Annotated in this window: 5 protein-coding genes; all 5 read left to right on the forward strand. The window is 71.7% G+C overall.

What is annotated here, in order from left to right; translation table 11 throughout:
* Positions 1–164: 164 nt before the first annotated feature.
* The 5 genes from VIB55_RS11520 to cutA all read left to right on the forward strand — a co-directional run bounded on the left by VIB55_RS11520 (position 165) and on the right by cutA (position 2,904).
* Positions 165–905: an SDR family oxidoreductase gene (locus tag VIB55_RS11520; RefSeq protein WP_331876809.1), complete on the forward strand. Its 741-nt coding sequence runs from the start codon at positions 165–167 to the stop codon at positions 903–905.
* Between the two features lie 6 nt (positions 906–911).
* A complete protein-coding gene (locus tag VIB55_RS11525) occupies positions 912–1,292 on the forward strand; it encodes a 6-carboxytetrahydropterin synthase (RefSeq protein WP_331876810.1) in 381 nt (126 codons plus the stop codon).
* A gap of 7 nt (positions 1,293–1,299) precedes the next feature.
* A complete protein-coding gene (locus tag VIB55_RS11530; protein ID WP_331876811.1) occupies positions 1,300–1,962 on the forward strand; it encodes a Trm112 family protein in 663 nt (220 codons plus the stop codon).
* A gap of 157 nt (positions 1,963–2,119) precedes the next feature.
* Entirely contained in the window at positions 2,120–2,572 is a 453-nt protein-coding gene (locus VIB55_RS11535) for a tetratricopeptide repeat protein (RefSeq protein ID WP_331876812.1), read from the forward strand.
* The gene (gene cutA / locus VIB55_RS11540) at positions 2,569–2,904 is read left to right on the forward strand and encodes a divalent-cation tolerance protein CutA (protein ID WP_331876813.1); all 336 of its coding nucleotides are present in this window, start codon (positions 2,569–2,571) and stop codon (positions 2,902–2,904) included. The genes VIB55_RS11535 and cutA overlap by 4 nt, the downstream gene beginning before the upstream one ends.
* Positions 2,905–3,110 lie beyond the last annotated feature (206 nt).

Below are 3,110 nucleotides of genomic sequence, written 5' to 3' on the forward strand. Positions count from 1 at the left end.
TGGCTCCCTTCCCCCGCGCAGTTTGCGGGGGAAGGGTTGGGGATGGGGGGCGCCGCGGCATGCGCCAATCCATGCCTCCCCCGGCTCGACGTTGAAGTCTGCACCTCTAGTGTTCGCCCTTTGAATCGGCAGCACCTTTCATCCACCAACCACATCATCATCCAATGCCAGAACCGGCTCAGGGGAACGGGATGGAGGGGCTGAAGGGGAAAACGGCGCTGGTGACGGGAGCCTCCAGCGGCATCGGCCTGGCGGTGGCGCGCGAGCTTGCGGCCGCGGGCGCCTGGGTGGGCCTGGTGGCGCGCTCGCCCGAGCCGCTGGCGCGCGCCGCCGCCGAGGTGGGCGGCCACGCCATGCCCGCCGACGTGGGCACCCACGAGGGCGTGCACACGCTCGCCACCTACGTCGCCGAGCTGCTGGGCGATGCGCCCGACCTGATCGTCGGCGCCGCGGGGGCGTTTTCGCTCGCGCGGCTGGACCGCGCCGACCCCGCGGACTTCGACCGGATGCTGGCCGCCAACCTCCGCGGCCCGTTCCTGCTGATCCGCGCCTTTCTGCCCGCCATGCTGCGGCGCGGCAGCGGGCACTTCATCCACCTGGGCTCCGTCGCCGGGCGGGTGGCCTTTCCGGAGAACGGCGGGTATTCCGCCTCCAAGTTCGGCCTGCGCGGCCTGCACGAGGTGCTGCTGGCCGAACTGCGCGGAACGGGCGTGCGCGCCACGCTGGTGGAGCCGGCGGCCACCGACACGCCCCTGTGGAACACCGTCAATCCGGACGAGCGCGCCGACCTTCCGTCGCGCGCGTCCATGATGCGCCCCGAAGACGTGGCGCGCGCCGTGGTGTTTGCGGCGTCGCAGCCCCCGGGCGTGCAAATCCCCAGCATCGCCGTAGAAGCAGCCGGCTGAAAGCCCATGTTCCTGCTGAACGTAAAGGCCTCGTACGATTCCGCGCACTTCCTTCGCGACTACAAGGGAAAGTGCGAAAACCTCCATGGCCACCACTACGTCGTCGAGGCCGGCCTGGCCTTCGAAGACGTGGGCCCCGGCGGCATGGCGTTCGACTTCGGCGACGCCAAGCGCCACCTGCGCGCCATCGCCAACGAGCTGGACCACCACAACATCAACGACATCCCGCCCTTCACCGAGCTGGAGCCCAGCGCCGAGAACCAGGCGCGGTGGATCTTCCAGGAGCTGCAGGCCCGCCTGGGGCCCGAGGGCCAGAACCTGGTGTACGTTAAGGTGTGGGAAACCCCCAACCAGTGGGCGCAGTACTCGCTCAAGCCCACCTGGTAGGCTGCCGATGTACATCCTGCTGACGGACGCCCTCACCTGCCCGCGCTGCGGCCCCGGGTTCGGGCTGCTGGTGCAGGCCGACCGGCTGGAGGAGCGCCGCGTGGTGGAGGGACGGCTGGGGTGCGCCAACTGCCGCGAAACCTACCCCGTCCGCGGCGGCGTCGCCCACCTTTCCCTCGTTCCCGCGGGGGAGGCGGATGCCGCTGCCGATCCCCCCGCGGACGATCCGGATGCGCCGGTGAAGCTCGCCGCGCTGATGGGGCTGGCCGGGGCGCGGGGACTGGTGATGGTGGAGGGCCCCGGCGCGCGTCACGCGGCGGCTCTCGCGACGATGGTGCCGGAGGTGGAAGTCGTCGCTCTGGATGACGCCACGGCGCAGCCTCCGGCGATGGAGCCGGGGGTCAGCCGGGTGAGGGCCGGGGCCGCGCTGCCCTTCCGTGACGGAGCGATGCGCGGCGTGGCGCTCACGGGCGGGGCCGGCGACGCGCGGCTCCGCGAGGCGCTGCGGGTACTCGCCCCCGGCGCCCGGCTCCTGGTGGACCCCGCCGACGCAGAAACCGCCGCGCGGCTGCGGGTGCTGGGGGCGCAGGTGATGCTGGAACAGGAGGGTGTGGTGGTGGCCGCGGCGCCCGGCCGGCCGGTGCAGCTGGGGGGCCGGCGGCCGGGCTGACACGCGCTCCGCTCGGTTGCGGGAGCGGCCCCTCGCCAGTACCTTGGGAACCTTCGGGGCGCGGCTGGCGCGCCCCGCCGAGCGGGTCCCGCCGGCAGTCAAAGCCGCGCCTCCGCGGCCCACAGACAAGTCCTTCTCGCATCTCCACTTCGTGGCTATGTCCTGGTTCACGAACCTGATCGGCGGCCGCTCCGGCTCGCAGGAGCGGGAGCCGGATTACTACGAGGAGGGCACGGTCCTGCTCCACCAGGAGAAGTACCACGAGGCCCTTACCTCGTTTCGGCTGGCGCTCCGTGAAAGCCCCAACGATACCGACGTCCTGCAGCAGATCGCGGTGACGTACACGCGCATCGGCATGACCGACGAGGCGCTGAAAACCTACCGCCGCGTGCTGGAACTGAAGCCCCACGCCTCGGGCGCCCACTACGGACTCGCCTTTCTGCTGCTTCAGCAGGGGCAGCAGGACCAGGCCGTGGCGCACCTGCGGGCGTTCCTGGCCCGGCCACCGCAAACGCCCAACGCGCAGCGCCACGTCAGCCACGCCAGGCAGACGCTGGCGGAGTTGACGGGCGAGGGCGAAGGCTCGCCGGAGCTTCAGCTTCCGCTGTGAGTGGCGAAGGCGCCCCGGAGATCGTCATTGCCTTCAGCACCGCGCCCGACGCCGCGACGGCGGAGCGGATCGCCCGCGCGCTGGTGGAAGAGGGGCTGATCGCCTGCGCCAACCTGGTTCCCGGCCTCACGTCCGTGTATCGGTGGGAAGGGCAGGTGCACGCCGATCCCGAGGTGCTGCTGCTGATCAAGACCCGCCGGGAGAACGTGGCCCGGCTCAAGGAGCGGCTGCCGGAGCTGCACCCGTACCAGGTTCCGGAGCTGGTGGTGGCCCCGGTAGAAGACGGGCTGGCGCCGTACTGCAGGTGGGTGATGGACGAAACGCGGCCGTAGCACCGGCGGCCGTGGGTGGGAGCGAAGGGACGGAAGGACCGGCCCCCCGTTGGAACTGAAAGCGGAACGGCTCGGATGACGAAGGCGGAGGACGAAGCTCCACAGCAGGATGGGCAGACGGAGGCCGTCGAGCCGCCCCGCAAGCGCACGCGCAAGGCGCCCGCGGGTGCGGGCGGCGGCGACGCCTCGCCCGACGCGTGGCTGGC

Origin of the sequence: Longimicrobium sp. (assembly GCF_036554565.1) — a bacterium.
Lineage (GTDB): Bacteria > Gemmatimonadota > Gemmatimonadetes > Longimicrobiales > Longimicrobiaceae > Longimicrobium.

Bases quoted from the DNA above. Each gene is read 5' to 3' on its own strand.
- VIB55_RS11530 (WP_331876811.1), top strand. From the start codon at position 1,300: ATGTACATCCTGCTGACGGACGCCCTCACCTGCCCGCGCTGCGGCCCC.
- VIB55_RS11520 (WP_331876809.1), top strand. From the start codon at position 165: ATGCCAGAACCGGCTCAGGGGAACGGGATGGAGGGGCTGAAGGGGAAA.
- VIB55_RS11525 (WP_331876810.1), top strand. From the start codon at position 912: ATGTTCCTGCTGAACGTAAAGGCCTCGTACGATTCCGCGCACTTCCTT.
- VIB55_RS11535 (WP_331876812.1), top strand. From the start codon at position 2,120: ATGTCCTGGTTCACGAACCTGATCGGCGGCCGCTCCGGCTCGCAGGAG.